The organism is Nocardia mikamii NBRC 108933 (assembly GCF_001613505.1).
GTDB lineage: Bacteria > Actinomycetota > Actinomycetes > Mycobacteriales > Mycobacteriaceae > Nocardia > Nocardia mikamii.
This window is the reverse complement of the sequence record NZ_BDCM01000007.1, coordinates 1-14210: the sequence shown is the minus strand read 5'-3', so window position 1 is coordinate 14210 and position 14210 is coordinate 1. Positions and strand designations below refer to the sequence as shown.

The window sequence follows — 14210 nt, the reverse complement described above, 5'->3', positions numbered from 1 at the left end:
GACGACCGCGACCGGCCGGCCCCGGATCGGGACCGGCCGGTCGAAGAACCACCGGTCAGCTGAGGCCGGTCACTTCCTGGGCGATCGCGGCGAGCCGGGTCTGAGCGGCCGACACGACGCCGTGGCGCTTCTTGTGGGCTTCCTCGTAGGCGACGATCGCGCGGATGTCGGCCGGCTCGGTGAGGTCCTTCACCGCGGCGACGGCCTGGGACACGTTCAGTTCGTCGTAGTCGCGAACCGGCAACTCACCGGCTTCGAGGACGCCGGTCGTCGCGCGGATCGAATGCAGCGCGTCGGCGGCTGCGCCGGCGCCTTCGTGGCGCGTCACTTGTTCGGCGGTCTCGAGCGCGGCGTCCCGAGAGGCCGACAGCGTCTTGACCGCGACATCACCCGCGTGGGCGCCTCGGGCGAGCAGCTCACCGAGCGCGGGCGGGGTGGTGCGGACGGTGTCCAGCGCACGGTCCAGGCCGCGAGCCGACCAGGTGACGGGCAGGTTGAACAGTTTCACCGCGGTGCCGGTCGCCGCCTGCAGCACAGTGCGACGCAAGGCGGCCGGTCCGCCGAGGGCGTCCTCGGCCAGGACGGTGGTCAGCCATTCCACCGTGGCCGAATGCGCGGTGATCAGGCGGTCGGCCAACGTCACGATCTCCCGCAGCCCCGCGGCGGTCGCGAGAGCCTTGATGTAGCGGGAGCGGTCGAGCAACTGGTGCTCCAGCGCCAGATCGCCGAGCAGGGCCTCGTCGAACGGCTGGGCCTGTTCGGCCATCGCCTTGATGGCGGCGACCGCGCGGCCGAGGAACGGGCCGACCACCTCGGGCACACTGCCCAGATCGCGGATGGCGGCCTCGATCGCCTCGGCGCGGGCGCGGCCCTTGTCGGCGTTCTCCGACAGCTCCTTACGGACAGCCTCGGTCCTCGCCTGCGCGATCCGGGTCTCGGCCACTTGTATCTCGGTATTGGTCAACGTCAGCAGCGCTCGCAGCTGGGCCAGCAAGGTGGACGTATCAAGAGTGCTCATGCGAATCTCGTCCTTCGGCATATAGACAGCATCAGGTCGGGGCGCAACGCTGCACCATATCTGCGACTACCCGCCATTACCGCCGATTAACATCTTCGAGACGCCGCAATCGGACACGGGGCCCGGGTGGATCGCCGGGTGGGCTCGATCCGCTCAGCCGAGATAGGTCGATTCGAGCACGAGGTCCTTGAGAACCTTCTGGTATTCGGCGTGCGTCCGATGCTCGCGGGTCGTCCACCGGGTGCCCTCGTGGCGACGCATGAACGCTCGATATTCCGGGGCGCCCGGATATTTCACGTTGTCCGCCACGACCACCGCGCCGGGGCGCAGCCAGGCCCGGTCCAGGATTCGGTGCAGATCGGGAAGATATTCGTCCTTCTCGTGATCGAGGAAGGCGAAATCCAGTGCGCCGGGTGAGAATTCGTGGTCTTCGCGCAATGTTCGGAGCGTCCTTCCGCCGTCGCCCAATGTGCCCACGATGACGACGATGCGGTCGCCGACGCCCGCGTGGTCCCAGATCCGCCGGGCCACAGCGGCATTGGCCGCGTTGAACTCGATCGAGTACAGCACGGCATCGGCCGGCATGACCCGCGCTATGCGCAAAGCGCTGTAGCCGCAATAGGTTCCGAGTTCGAGCAGGCGGCGCGGCTGCGCGGCGGCGACGGCCCGGTCGAGGATCCGGCCCTTCTCGTCACCGATGTTGATCAGGTAGCTCTTGGTGTAGCAGAACTCGTCGATCGCCCGGATGACGTCGTCGATGTCGTTCTGTCGGGCATGCGCGCACACATAGTCGGCCAGCGCCTGTTCGCGGCCGTCACCGACCTGCCAGGTGGCGCCCATATGCCGGAGGCCGAACAGAAACCGCACATACGACCATCGCAGGAACATCACCGGTTTTCCCGCGCTCTCGTTGGCGGCAATCGCCAGGGCGATCGCGGCGACAGCGGCCAGTACCGCGCGGGGGAGACGGAGACCGAACACCGCCGGCCGTCGTGCGGCCAGCATGATCGACGACGCAACCGACACCGCGGATGCCGCGATCGCAGCGGAATGCTTGCTCACATGCTCTTCCCTTCGCCGTGCCGATTCAGTTCGGCCTCCAGGATCGGCCCGATGACCGCGAGCGCCTCGGGGTTGGTCATCTGGGCGTGGGTGACGTCGACGCGGTGTTCCGCGATCCGTCCGCCAACCCAGGGCCGCCACATCTCGCCGGTCAGTTCGCCGGTGATGCCCTCGGTCGCCGAGAAATACAGTAGATCGCCGTCATAGGATGCCGGCCGGTAGCTGGTGGACATGGCGACGCTGTCGACATAGCCCTGATGCAGGCGTTCGAGCTGCTCGCGGGTCAGCCCGCGCCCGGGGCCGGGGCTGTCGGCGAGCAGGTCCACCGCTTCGTCCAGCGTGAGCGGCCGCGTGTCGGGAGTGGCCGACTCATTGCCCTGCAGATGGGTGACCAGATCACGGACGGTGGGCGGCTCCGGCTGCGGCGCGCCCTCACCGAAGGCCACGCTGTCGAGCATGACGAGCAATCCCACGTCGTGCCCCCGGGCGCGCAGCCGGGCGGCGAGCGCATGCGCGAGTTGGCCGCCCAGGGACCAGCCCAGCAGGTGGTAAGGCCCTTCCGGTCGCAGGCGCGTGAGTTCCCGCAGATACACCTCGGCGAGCTCGTCGACGCTGCGGTACCTGCGCGATTGCCCGGAGACGGCCGGCGACTGCAGCCCGTAGACGGGCCGGTCGGTGACATACCGCAGCAGGCCCGAATAGCACCACGACAGCGGAACCGCCGAATGCAGGCAGATCAGCGGCGTCCCGGAACCGCTGCCCCGCAACGGCAGAACCGGCTGCAACGCCGAACCGCCGACTGCCGCATCGCTGTTGCCGCCGGCCGCGGTGGCTTCGATGGCGGCGGCCAAGGTTTGCACCGTCGGGGTGAACAGCGACGAGATCGTCACCGTGGTTCCGGTCCGCTCCGACAGTTGCCGGCACAGTTCGACACCCAGCAACGAGTTGCCGCCGAGTTCGAAGAAGTTGTCGTCCAAGCCGATTCGAGACTGCCCGGTCACCTCGGCGATCGTCTCCGCCACCGTGCGCTCGATCTCCGAGGCCGGCGCGCGGAACGCCGGGCGCGGCAGCGTCCGCGGATCCGGCAAGGCGGATCGATCGGTCTTGCCGCTGCTCGGATTGATCGGGATCTCGGGCAACGGCACCAGCATCGCCGGAACCATGCCGGGCGGCAGCACGGTCCGCAATCGTGCCAAGACGGTGGCCCGGTCGAACTCTTCCCCGGCCGCCGCGGGCACGACATAGCCGATCAGCCGATCGCCGAGTGTCTCGGACGTCCACACCCGCACCACGGCCTGATCGACCGTCGCGTCGGCGGCCAGGGCACGCTCCACCTCGGACGGCTCGATGCGCTGTCCGCGCAGCGAGATCTGAACATCGCCTCGGCCGAGGTATTCCAGCGTGCCGCCGGGTTGCTCGCGGACCATGTCACCGGTGCGATACATGCGGGTTCCCGGCTGCCCGTAGGGATTTGCCACGAAGCTCTGCGCGGTGATTCCGGGCCGCCCCAGATATCCACGCGCCAACGCGTCACCGGCGAGATACAGTTCGCCACGGGCGCCACGGGGAGCCGGCCGCAGCCGGGCATCCAGGACGAGAGTCTGCACGCCGGGCAGTCCGCGCCCGATCGTGATCGGCGAGCCGGGGGCGAGCGGTTCGGTCTGGGTCACCACGACGGTGGCTTCGGTGGGCCCGTAGGAGTTGAACATCGGTAACCGGCCCGCCCAGCGTTGCGCCAGTGCGGGCGGACATTTGTCTCCGCCGACGGTGACCGTCCGCAGCGAGGGCAGTCGATCCGGGTCGAGCGTGGCCAGGATGGCCGGCGTGACGATCAGCTGCGTGACGGACTCATCCTCCATCACTTGCGAAAGCCGTTGTCCCGCGACGATGTCCGGTGCCGAGGCGACCAGTTTCGCGCCGGGGGCGAACGCGGAGAGGTATTCGAGCATCGACGCATCGCAGAACGGCGAATGTGCTTGCAGCACTACGGCATCGGGGCCGATGCCGTTGCGGGTGCGCAGGTCGTCGGTCAGGGCCGCCAGTCCCTCGTGGGTGCTCAGCACGCCCTTGGGTTCGCCGGTGGATCCGGAGGTGTAGATCAGATAGGCCGGGTGCGCGGCCCGCAACGGTCGTATCCGATCCGCGTCGGTCACCGCGTCGGCGGACCGGGACGCCGCGGCGCGGGTGAAATCGTCGCTGTCGAGCATCAACCAGTCGACCGTCGTGGTCTCCCGGGGTGTGCGCCACCTGGTGAGGGTGATGCCCAGCGTCGCACCGGAATCGGCGAGCAGCTTCGCGACGCGGGCCGGCGGGTCGGTGGGATTGACCGGGAAGAACACCGCGCCCGCCCGGGCGACCGCCCACAACGCCATGACCGATTCCACCGACCGCGACAATGCCACCGCGACAACGACTTCCGGTCCGGCGCCGTGCGCGATCAGCTCACGCGCCCACTGCGCGGTCGTCTCGTCGAGTTCGCGATAGGTCACCGAACGATCAGGCCCGCTCAGCGCGATCCGGTCACCGGCATCGATTCCGCCCGCGAGCAGGTCCGGCAGCAATCGCTGGTGGTGGCGCCGCTGCGGGGCGGCGATCGTCTGCGTGCCGGCGACGGCCGCGAACACCGTGTCCGCCCCGTCGGCTTGCAGGAATCGAGTCAGACAGTCGACGAACTGCTGCCGATATCTTTCCACTTCGTCTGCTCGGTACAGCTGCGGGTTGGCATGAAAGTCGATGACGAACGGCTCGGTGCCGAATCGGTAACAACTGATCGCCAAATCCTCCACCGGCCCGGCCGAAAGCAGTTGCGTCCGACCGCGAACGGCGCCGAAGTCGATGCTGTCGGGCAGACTGAGGACGTTGATCAGCGGGCCGTAGCCGTGCCGCCCGGCCTGCCCCACGCCGTGGTCGCGGAGCAGGTCTTCGTGCCGGTACAACTGATGGCGCAACGCGCCGATCATGCTCAGGCGAACCTCGCGAACCAGCTCACCGACCGTGCTCTCGGCCACGCCGCGCACCCGCAAGGGCACCACGTTCGAGACCATGCCCGCCGACTGCCGCAGGGCTCCGGTGGTGCGCCCGGCGACGGGCAGCGACACCGTGACATCGGTATCACCCGTCATCTGCGCCAGAAACGCGGTCACCGCCGCGACCAGCACCTCGGCCATCCCGGTGCCGTACCGGCGGGCCGCGTCGCCGAGCCGCGCCATGACCTCCGCGTCGACGGTCGTGTGCGCGATATGCGGCCGGGCCGAGGGTGCGGCGTACCGCTCACTGAGGCGGGTGGTGTGGTCGAGGCCGGCGAGCTGCTGTCCCCAGTACTCGCGGTCGGCCGCGAACCGCGACGAGGACCGATACCGTTGCTCGGCCGCCACGATCTCGGTCAGCGATACCGCCCGGCACGCCGCCGGGGGTCGTCCTTCGGTTGCGGCGGAATGCAATTCGGCCGTTCGCCGCAACACCTGAGCGGCGCCGAAGCCGTCGACGGCGATGTGGTGGCTGCGCGCGTAGCAGCGATACCGGCCGGGACCGAGGGTGAACAGCACCGTCTTCGTGACGTCGTCTCCGGTCAGATCGAGGCCCGCCTGATGATCCCGGCTCATCCACTCCTGTGCGGCGCGTTCGGGATCGGGGTGATCACTGAGATCTACGCAGTCGAATCCGGCATCCACATCGTGGTCGAGATATTGGCGCGGCCGACCACCGACGATGGCGAATCGCAGATGGGGCGACTGTAATTCGCGTGCTGCGCGGCGGGCACACCGCTGGAGCAGTTCCAGGTCGAGATCGCCTTGCACATCGGTGTATTGCGAGATGGAGAACGGAACCGTGGGATGTAATTGCTGAGCCAGCCACAGTTCGTACTGCGCCACCGATAATTCGAAGAAGTGCGCGTCCGGAGTCGCGTCGTCGTGACGACGCGTGGCGCTCGAAAGGTCTACCACCGCAATTCCTTCATCGTCGCCGGCGCGGATGTCGTCCGGGGGATCGTGCGATACGGGGGCCTCACGAACCGACCCTCGTCCGGAGGAAGCTCGTTACCTCCGCCATCATCCGGCTGACCGAATCGGCGACGAAGAGCAGAGGCTGACAAATGCTGTCGTCGATATCGGCGGCGAGTATGTCCTGCACCCGGAACTCTCGCAGCTCCGCGTTCACGAAGGACTCCATCTCCGTCACCGAGGACAGGATCGCGGCTCCGTACGCTCGCGGGTGCCCCTTTTCGGCGACCACGCCGACCTCCAGGGTGAACCAGAACAACCGCGCGATCGCGGCGCGCTCCTCGTCGGAGGTGGCGCGGTTGGCGGCGCGGCCGAAGCAGCGATACAGCTCCGCGAATTCCGGATCGGCCAGTATCACCGCATGTCCGACCAGTTCGTGGATGACGTCCGGATCGGGCGAGAACGATTGCTCGGTCACCGGCCGCACGTCCGGAGTGGCGTGCAGGATGCCGTCGGCCATCGGCCCGTAGAACAGGCGGCCCGGTTGGCTTCCGATGGCCGGCGCCAACGCGAAACCGGTCAGCGAACGAAGCATGCGCGACACCTCGCTCATCTGCGGTACTCGCTCGGCGGGCAGTTGAACGAGGCGAGCCGCGGCACGATAGTCCGCGCACGCGAGCTGTTCGTGCATGGCGCGAAGTGTCACGAAAACGCGGGACCACAGGATGTCTTCGTCACTGCTGTAGACGAATTCGGGCAGAGGCTGCCCCGGGCGGCACGCGCGGGCGACCCGCTCACGCTCGGACCGAACGTCGAGACCAACCGTCATCGCAATCAATCCTCTCCTCGAGTTGCCTAAGTTGCGCAGGTCATCACCACTCGGAATCGATCGGCGCTGACAATAGGTGCGTTCTGTGTGCGCGAGTACCCCGGCCGAATTTTCAGCAAACAAATCGGCAAAGCCGGCAAGGGTAAAGTAGAAGGCGTTTTCCCGCAATACATTCCGCGGAATTTCAGGTGACAATCCTGTGCTGCCCGAGGGGGCTCGCGAAAGTGAAACGAGGTGTCCGGGAAAGCGGTGGTCTGCTGTCTGATCTGTCGCCTTTCAACCGAATTGTTCATAGCGCCTTCACTGCTCGGCGCCGAGCGCGGCCGCGAACATCGGCCACGAATCGTGCAGGGTGTCTTGCCGATACCCCCATGCGTGAGTTGCCTTGGGCCGGAGAGTAATCCGCGCCGGCACCAGGACGAGATTCACGTCCCGGCCGGCGGAGAACGCCGCCGCGTCCGTGCGATCGAGCCACCGCAAACCTCCCGCGGGCTGGTTGGGCATCGGCCCCTCCGCTCTTCTCGGGCGAGCAACGGTAATCAGTCAAGCTACTACAGGGCGGGGAGCAATCCGGGGTTTGCCGTCACATTGCCGACCGCGTTTCCGCCCGCTGAGGTCGGCGAACGCCGCCCGCGGTCACCGGATCGGCGTAGCCGGACACACGAGGGGATCGACGCCCGTGAGCTCGGCGCTGGCCGCCCACAACTCGGCCGCGACGTCCGGATCGGTCATATGCGCGTGAGGTGTTTCGCGGTGTGGCCGGCCGCGGAGGCCGAGAACCCGGGGCCCCCACAGCTCACCGCCGGTGATCGCGGTGTCGAGGGCGGCTCGGACGATGCTGTCGGCCCCGGCGTGTTTGCCGTGCAGCACAACGCCCGCGGGCAGCCCGCGCAGGCGCTGGGCGGGGGTGTGGGCGAACAGCGGTGGCCGCGACGGGGTGAGCGAGTCCAGCGCGCCACCGGGATGGGCGACGATGCTCGCGGTGGCGGCGCCACATGCCCGCAGCCGGCGATCCAGTTCGAAGCCGAACAGCGTCTGCGCCAGTTTCGATCGTCCGTAGGTGCGCTTCGGCCGGTAATCGCGCTCCGACTGCAGATCGGTGAGATCCAGCCGTTCCGACCGCGCGGCGAAGCTGCCCACTGTGATCACCCGGCCGTGCGGGGCGGCCGTCAGCATCGGCGCCAGATGTGCGACCAACGCGAAATGCCCGAGATGGTTCGTCGCGAACATCGATTCGTATCCCCGCGCGTTCACCTGACGCTCGGGGCCCGAGAGCAGTATTCCGGCGTTGAGCACGACCGCGTCCAGGCACTCGACGCCGAGCGCGTCGACCGTCGCCGGCAGCGAGGACGGCTCCGCGAGGTCCACACGCACCGACATCGTTCGAGCGGCCGGCACTCGTGCTCGGATCGCCCGCATCGCGAGGTCGGCCTTGGTGGTGTCCCGGCACCCCAGAGCAACGGTCGCGCCCACGGCCGCGAGTTGCTCCGCGACGAAGTATCCGATGCCCGCACTGGCGCCGGTGACCAGAATCGTCTTCCCCTCGGCTCGACAGCCGCTGTGCCATGTCATACCGGCAACCCTGCCTCGGCGCTCTTGCATCGCCCTGACGTCCCACTGGCATGCGGGCCCGGTGGGGGTGAATGTCGCGAACGGTAACCACCCGAAAGCTGACGATCGGTGCGCGGGGATATATTCTCAGGTCGAGCCTTGTATTCGGGGGAATTGCAGGAACGGTCCTGTCGGCGCTCCGGCCGATAGGTGGCACGGAAATGGATGACTTTATTAAAAGAATCTTGCCGGAATTAACTTTCCAGACTGAATAATTAATTGCGGATAACGATATCTTCTTTTCGATTCGATTGCGCGATTTCGGCCATGGAAAGATGAGAAGAGGCTATATTTTAGAAACTCGGTGTTGCGGTCCGGTATTCGGTCGTAACGTTGCTCTACATTTTCTGGAGTCAGTCATGAGATCCATCTCTTCCCTGGTTCGTGCCGGCGTTCTCGCCCCGGTGGCGGTCGCCACCGTCTTTTGTATGGCGGCCCCGGCAAATGCCGCCCCGGTCAGCGTGAACTGGAGCTGTAAGGGCACCATTTTCGGGATCGGCCAGACCTCGAGCATGACCACATCGGTCACCGGCACCGCGCCGAGCTCGGCGGCGTCGGGTTCCGCGGTGGCCATCACCCTCACGCCGGGTTCGTCGTCGGTGCCCAGTTCGGCGTCCGGCTTCACCGTGAACAACATCAGCAACCTGAAGATGACCTTTCCGACTCCCGCGAATTCGACATTGGTCTCCGCCACCGCCTCCGGGGGTACCGTGGCCGGCACCGTCGCCACGTCGGGTGGGAATGTCGTTCTGACCGTGCCGGGTCCGATCGCCGGCGGCACCAGCTTCACGCCGCCGGCGGTGACCATCAATGTCACCGCCGGAACCCCCGGAACGCCGATCACCAGCAAGTACGCGGGGACCAGTTACACCAGTCCCGGAATGACCATGACGACCAACGTCGCATTGGTCGGCAATGTCGCGACCTCGTGTTACCCGAACCCGTCGCCGACCCTCACCACCACTGCCGTCAGCTGATTTCGCGGGCAGGCGCCACGGCGTGACGGCCGGTGTCCGCACCGGCGGCCGGTGGTGAACATGCCTGGACCGGGTTGTATCAGCAACCCGGCCCAGGTCTCACCCGGGTCGGACGATGTGGCCACGGTTCCTCATAGTGATTGCCCCGCTTCACGTTTGGGCAGGGCAGCCACTCGGACCGAATTCTGTGATGCACCGTATCGCATGGGTCGGTGTGTCGTACAGTGCATGTCCGACACAGCCCACGGTCGTTTCGGCGGCCGCGGCTGTGCCAGCTTTCGCGATGTTCGGCGGCCGCGTTCGGGTTGTCGGCCATATCGATTGACAGGAGCACATATGCCCGCTTCACGCGACCGGCGGCGATTCCTACCGTACGCAGGGGAAATGATGGTGCACACACCCTGATCGGCGACTTCTCTTGAGCGGTTTCATGTTTCACAGTGATCGAGGGGAAAGCTCGTGTGCCCGAGACCAATCGAACCCGCCCGGATCTCGGCCGAACTCAAAAGGGCCCTGGGGTTCTACCACGGAACCGTCGAGGATCTGACCCGCGAATTGATCCGGGTACTGGGCGTGAACGAGACCGACCGGCGGGCACTGGAGATCGTCCTGGCCGACGACGAGAAGTCCACGACGCCGGGGATGCTGGCCGAACGGCTCGGCATCACCGCGGCCGGTGTCACGATCATGCTGAACCGGCTGGAGAAGCAGGGCTATATCGCCCGTTCGCTGCATCCGACCGATCGTCGTCGCGTGATCGTGATGGCGACCGACCTCGCGGCCTATCGCATACAGCAACTCGTCGTACCCATGATCGTCGAGAGTTACAAGATGTTGCTGAGCTGGTATGACTCCGCCGAACTCGAGATAATCGCCGACTTTCTCACCCGCGCCGGTGAATTGCAACGAATCCACCGGCAACGGCTGCGCGACGTGGATCCCTACTCCAGGGCCTGAAATCCGGGCGCGCTGTTCTTCTCGGCACAACATTGACGTATTGATGCCCCGCTCGAGCTGTTCGGCGAGGCGACACCGTAATGCCGGCGTTTCGGTGTTCGCGGAACTGCCGCAATTCGCTGTCCGAATCTCGGGCGTGTTTTTCGGTGGTGCAGACGGTGTGATCACCGTTTCCCGGCGGACGGAGCATCCGGAGGAAGAAAGCGGTAGCAGGATGCGAACCATCGACAACAGCGACAACCGAGTGGGTGAGCCGCGGGCTCGATTTCCGCGGTGGTGCGGGCGGCCGTCCGCGGAGCCTGCGGCAGATCGGTTCCGGCAACAGCTCTCGCGCGCGGGTGTGGTCACCGCGTTGGTGACCACGGCGATCGGCATAACGCTCGTGGTGCGAGCGGATTCGGGTCCGCCGGTGCGTGTGGACCATTCTCAGGCGTATTCGGGCGAAGCCACCGTGCAGACTTTCGACGGCGGTGCCACGCGAAGCGAAATCGCCGCGGCGAAAGCGAGCACGGCCTTCGACGCCGCGAGCGAGCTCCCCGTCCCGGTCGACGTCTCGGGCGATACCGACGCGGCCGCCGATCCCGGAACCGCCCCAGCGACCGCCGATCCCACCGACCAGGGTTCCGGCCCGGCCACTGCGACGGAATCCACGCCGCCCACGACGACTGATCCCTCGGCTCCGACCTCGGGGGCCGAGTCGGCGGGCGCGAGTTTCTCAGCCACCGCGAGTCTTTCGATCCAGATCATGCCCGGCGTGCCGGACTCGGGCCTCGTCGTCCCACCCCCGATGTCCACGGCCCCGGCGGAGACATCGACGGTCACGGTGACGGCCGACCCGACTACGACGACCACAGCAGTGCCCACCACCACAGCGCCGACCATGACACTGCCGACCACGACACTGCCGACCACGACACTGCCGACCACCACGCCGACGGCACCGACTACGACAGCACCGACTACGACGGCGCCGTCCATCACAGCGCCGACCACCACACGGCGGACCACCAGGCCGACGGCACCGGCCGACACCGCGACGACGGCACCTACTCGCACTCCGACCAGGCCCACGACGATGTCCACACCCACCCCGACGACCACGATCGCGGGGGGTGCGACGCCGTCCCCGTCGCCGGAGGTCGTGACGACATCCGGGTCACCGACAACCCCATCGACGCGATCTGCGACGACGGCGGCACCGAAGACGACCGCGCCCCCGCCGCAATCGAGGTCGGCGCGTCCGGAGGCTCCGTCGACCGCACGTCCACCGTCCACGGCACCGAAAGTCGGAGGGGGATAAGCAGGTACACGGTCGAGGGCCACGGCGCACTCGAACCTCCGGGGTTGTCGGCGGATCATCCGCGGCCCGCACCTACGTCGCCGGATGGGACTCCGGTTGCCAGTCGTAGACGACTGTGGTGCGCAGGACGATGTCTTGAAGTGAGTGCCGGCGCGAATCGACCGCCACCCAGAACAATCCGACAGCGAACATCACGCAGAACACCGCACGCAGGAAGGCCCGCGGCCATCCCACGAGTTCGCCGTCGCGGCTCACCACCCGCAGTCCCATCATCACGGCGCCGACGGTGCGACCGCTCACGGCCCAGCATCCGGTGAGGTACAGCACCGACACCACGATGAATATGCTCGTCGACATGACCGCGCCGGTGGCCGGCCACGCGAAGTCCTGCGGCGAGAACAGCAGTCGAGCGAACGTCAGACACAGGTAGAGCCCGGCCATGATCGCCAGGACGACGGCGATATCGACCCCCGATGCGATCGACCGGGTCACGATTCCGGCGGGGCCATGGGCAGGGGCGCTCACTCCGCGCCCGATTCGGACGGTGCTCGCCGGAGCAATCTCCCGACGAACCCCGCGACCGCGTCGTCCGCATGCATCCCCTGGCTTCGGATGCCGAGAACCGCCTCCGCGGACATGGAGTCGGTGGATTCGCGGATGATCCGGGGGAGATCGACGCCGTCGATCACGGTGTCGGCCAGCCCGACCAGGTCGACCCGCCCGATGATCTTGTCGACATCGATCCGTTCGGCCACCGCGTCGAGATCCACATTGTCGACGACGATCGCCGTGAGATCGACGGCGCCGACCGCGGTCCGCACAATCCGGCCGATCACCGCCCGCAGCAGCCGCTCGGTGAGATCGTCGACGGCTTCCAGCGTCTCGGCACCCCGCTGTCCGAGCTCCGCGAGCACCGGCTCGACACCCGGCACCCGCTGGGCGACATCCAATCCGAATCCCAGCACGCGCCCGGCAGCTCCGCCGGCCTTCGCGGCGGCTCCGACCATCAGGTTCACCGGCCTCGACATCGTGGTGCCGTCCACATCTCCATCAAACTCGCTCGGCGCCGGATGGGTATGCCTTTCGAGTTATTCAATTTTCAGACATCGTCCGAGCTCGGTCGGCCGGGGATGCGGTGGCGCTGCCAGATCCGGCGGGACGTCGGCAGCGTGTCGCTGCCCAGCTCCGGCGGGGTCGCCCAGATTCGGCGAATCCGTTCGGTGATGTCGAAACGCGGCCATCCGGGGTCGCCGGTCGCGACGAAGCCGAGGAAGGCGTTGCGCATCGCCTCCGAGAGGTCGGCGAAGTCCGGCGGGATCTCCGGCCCGATGAGCTGCGCGGCGAGCGGGCCGTGGGGGGTATCGAAGGTGAAGGGGACGTCGAGGCCGTGGCAGGCCCGAAGTGCGCCGTCGCGTGCCGGGCTCGGCCATGCGAACTCGTAGAGGTAGGTGTCGTTTCCCGCCTCGGCGGCGGCCTCGGCGCACCACAGCGCGGGCATCCGGAACAGGGCGTCGGAGAGGATCAGAGCGTGCAGTTCCTCGTCGCGGATGCCCGGACTCCCCGTGCGGTAGGTCCGGACCGCGTTCGCGTCGAGCCCGCAGGCACGGGCGGTCTCGACGGGGTCGGAGCCGGACAGGTCGACATCCGCGGTGAACATCCGAGCCTCGTCCGTGGTGAATCCGCACACGAGTTCCCGGCTCGTTCCGGACGCTCGCTGATCGAACCACGGTGGGGCGTCGAACAATTCGTCGTCGATGATCATCGAGTACGGCGCGTTCGGATGGGTCCATCGGCCCGGCTCCGCCGCCATGAGGGCCACCGGCGCCATCTGTACCGCGTGTATCGCTTCGGACGGCAGCGCTGCCAATGCGCCGGCCGTCGGGTGGACGCCGAGTTGCGACGTGATCATCGCCGACACGGCACGCGCCTCGTCGGCGGGAACGAAGATCTTCCCCGGGCTCTGCGCGATCCCGCGCCGGAACAGATCGGGTGCGCGATCGCCGGCCATCAGGCCCACGACCGACGACGCACCTGCCGACTGTCCGATCAGGGTGACCGCGTCCGGATCGCCACCGAAGGCGGCGATGTTGTCGTGCACCCAGCCGAGCGCGGCGATCTGGTCGAGTACGCCGCGATTGCACGGCGCGTCGTCGACCCAGCCGAAGCCCTCGTAGCCCACTCGGTAGTTCATCGTGACGAGAACGACCCCTGCGGCGGCGAAGGCCGCACCGTCGAAATCCGCTGTGGCCGCGGTGCCGCCCATGCACGCGCCGCCGTGCAGCCACACCACGACCGGCATCCCGGAGGTGCCGGCATCGGGAGTCCACACGTTCACGGTGAGGCATTCCGGATCGTCGCCGGGATGCCAGAGAATCGGCTGCGGAACCGAGGATCCGAACCTCCGCGCGTCGCGCACACCACTCCATCGCCGCGGCGGAGCCGGGGCCTGGAAGCGGCGGACACCGACCAGGGGTGCGGCATAGGGAATGGCGAAGAAGACCGAATACCCCCGTCG

The 14210-nt window shown here is 67.3% G+C and carries 12 protein-coding genes; 2 read left to right on the top strand and 10 right to left on the bottom strand.

What is annotated here, in order from left to right; all coding sequences use genetic code 11:
* Positions 1–55 precede the first annotated feature (55 nt).
* The 6 genes from NMI01S_RS09515 to NMI01S_RS09490 all read right to left on the bottom strand — a co-directional run bounded on the left by NMI01S_RS09515 (position 56) and on the right by NMI01S_RS09490 (position 8422).
* Positions 56–1018, bottom strand: a complete 963-nt coding sequence (locus tag NMI01S_RS09515) for a hypothetical protein (protein ID WP_062996040.1) — start codon at positions 1016–1018, stop codon at positions 56–58.
* A gap of 153 nt (positions 1019–1171) precedes the next feature.
* A complete protein-coding gene (locus tag NMI01S_RS09510; protein ID WP_062996038.1) occupies positions 1172–1906 on the bottom strand; it encodes an O-methyltransferase in 735 nt (244 codons plus the stop codon).
* Positions 1907–2076: 170 nt separating this feature from the next.
* The gene (locus NMI01S_RS09505; protein WP_062995739.1) at positions 2077–6024 is read right to left on the bottom strand and encodes a non-ribosomal peptide synthetase; all 3948 of its coding nucleotides are present in this window, start codon (positions 6022–6024) and stop codon (positions 2077–2079) included.
* 61 nt (positions 6025–6085) lie between these two features.
* Positions 6086–7045, bottom strand: coding sequence for an amino acid hydroxylase (locus tag NMI01S_RS09500; protein WP_245716800.1), 960 nt, complete (start codon positions 7043–7045; stop codon positions 6086–6088).
* Between the two features lie 105 nt (positions 7046–7150).
* Positions 7151–7354, bottom strand: coding sequence for a hypothetical protein (locus NMI01S_RS35535; protein ID WP_062995735.1), 204 nt, complete (start codon positions 7352–7354; stop codon positions 7151–7153).
* Between the two features lie 132 nt (positions 7355–7486).
* Positions 7487–8422, bottom strand: coding sequence for an SDR family NAD(P)-dependent oxidoreductase (locus NMI01S_RS09490; RefSeq protein ID WP_062995733.1), 936 nt, complete (start codon positions 8420–8422; stop codon positions 7487–7489).
* 398 nt (positions 8423–8820) lie between these two features.
* Between NMI01S_RS09490 and NMI01S_RS35825 the strand changes: the two genes are divergently transcribed.
* Both NMI01S_RS35825 and NMI01S_RS09480 read left to right on the top strand, forming a co-directional pair.
* Positions 8821–9438: a hypothetical protein gene (locus NMI01S_RS35825; protein ID WP_063920696.1), complete on the top strand. Its 618-nt coding sequence runs from the start codon at positions 8821–8823 to the stop codon at positions 9436–9438.
* Positions 9439–9897: 459 nt separating this feature from the next.
* Positions 9898–10395: a MarR family winged helix-turn-helix transcriptional regulator gene (locus NMI01S_RS09480; protein WP_062995731.1), complete on the top strand. Its 498-nt coding sequence runs from the start codon at positions 9898–9900 to the stop codon at positions 10393–10395.
* A gap of 426 nt (positions 10396–10821) precedes the next feature.
* Here the strand turns inward: NMI01S_RS09480 and NMI01S_RS34765 are convergent, their stop codons facing one another.
* The 4 genes from NMI01S_RS34765 to NMI01S_RS09460 form a co-directional block, all read right to left on the bottom strand.
* A complete protein-coding gene (locus NMI01S_RS34765; RefSeq protein ID WP_062995729.1) occupies positions 10822–11670 on the bottom strand; it encodes a hypothetical protein in 849 nt (282 codons plus the stop codon).
* 97 nt (positions 11671–11767) lie between these two features.
* Positions 11768–12220, bottom strand: a complete 453-nt coding sequence (locus NMI01S_RS09470; RefSeq protein WP_062995727.1) for an RDD family protein — start codon at positions 12218–12220, stop codon at positions 11768–11770.
* A complete protein-coding gene (locus NMI01S_RS09465) occupies positions 12217–12738 on the bottom strand; it encodes a hypothetical protein (protein WP_439956249.1) in 522 nt (173 codons plus the stop codon). Before NMI01S_RS09465 ends, NMI01S_RS09470 begins: the two co-directional genes overlap by 4 nt.
* Positions 12739–12794: 56 nt before the next feature.
* The coding region (locus NMI01S_RS09460; protein WP_062995725.1) for a carboxylesterase/lipase family protein at positions 12795–14210 on the bottom strand (1416 nt) is incomplete at its 5' end.

Excerpts from the sequence above, each read along its gene's own strand:
- NMI01S_RS09515 (WP_062996040.1), bottom strand. The coding sequence starts at position 1,018 with ATGAGCACTCTTGATACGTCCACCTTGCTGGCCCAGCTGCGAGCGCTG.
- NMI01S_RS09510 (WP_062996038.1), bottom strand. The coding sequence starts at position 1,906 with ATGTTCCTGCGATGGTCGTATGTGCGGTTTCTGTTCGGCCTCCGGCAT.
- NMI01S_RS35535 (WP_062995735.1), bottom strand. The coding sequence starts at position 7,354 with ATGCCCAACCAGCCCGCGGGAGGTTTGCGGTGGCTCGATCGCACGGAC.
- NMI01S_RS09490 (WP_062995733.1), bottom strand. The coding sequence starts at position 8,422 with ATGACATGGCACAGCGGCTGTCGAGCCGAGGGGAAGACGATTCTGGTC.
- NMI01S_RS35825 (WP_063920696.1), top strand. The coding sequence starts at position 8,821 with ATGAGATCCATCTCTTCCCTGGTTCGTGCCGGCGTTCTCGCCCCGGTG.